At 49.1% G+C, this 646-nt stretch carries 2 protein-coding genes; both read left to right on the forward strand.

All coding sequences use genetic code 11. The features are described 5' to 3' along the window. Window positions 1-23 precede the first annotated feature (23 nt). Window positions 24-155, forward strand: a complete 132-nt coding sequence (locus tag AACR41_RS16475; protein WP_223209986.1) for a WG repeat-containing protein — start codon at window positions 24-26, stop codon at window positions 153-155. A gap of 78 nt (window positions 156-233) precedes the next feature. Then, a partial coding sequence (locus tag AACR41_RS00020; protein ID WP_161768765.1) for a WG repeat-containing protein occupies window positions 234-646 on the forward strand: 413 nt, incomplete at its 3' end.

A 646-nucleotide genomic window follows, 5' to 3' on the forward strand; every position in this document is an offset into this window, starting at 1 on the left:
AGGTTGGCGATCGCTGGGGCTACATCGATAAAGAAGGAACGATGGTGATTAATCCTCAGTTTGATTCTGCTGGGTCTTTCTCAGAGGGGCTAGCGGCAGTCCGGGTCGGTGATCGCATGGGCTACATCAACAAGGAGGGCGAACAGATATATTAATACCTTCCAGTTGTCTCCTCACCTAAAAATCTACAGTCACTTTAAATCTACACTTCGGCAAATGTTTTTTCAGAAAAAATGCGTTCTTCCGTTCTCACCGCTCTACTAATGATGAGTGCCGCATCAGGAACCGTCGCCTGTTCTCAGCTTAGTAATTGGGTCGGCAACCCCATTGGAAGTATCACCCAGCAGATAGAAACAGTCGGCCTCTGGCCAATTTTGGTTGGCGATCGCTGGGGCTACATCGATAAAGAAGGGACGATGGTGATTAATCCTCAGTTTGATGTTGCTTTTAATTTCACAGAGAGTCTGGCAAACGTCTGGGTCGGTGAGCGCATGGGCTATATCGATAAAGAGGGGACAATGGTGATTAATCCTCAGTTTGATTGGGCTGTACCTTTCTCAGTAGGGGCTGGCCGGCAGGTCCGGGTCGGCGGATCGGCTGGGGCTACGATCGATAAAGAAGGAACGAGTGGTAGATTAAGTCCTAC

The organism is Picosynechococcus sp. NKBG042902, from assembly GCF_963864045.1.
Classification (GTDB): domain Bacteria; phylum Cyanobacteriota; class Cyanobacteriia; order Cyanobacteriales; family MRBY01; genus MRBY01.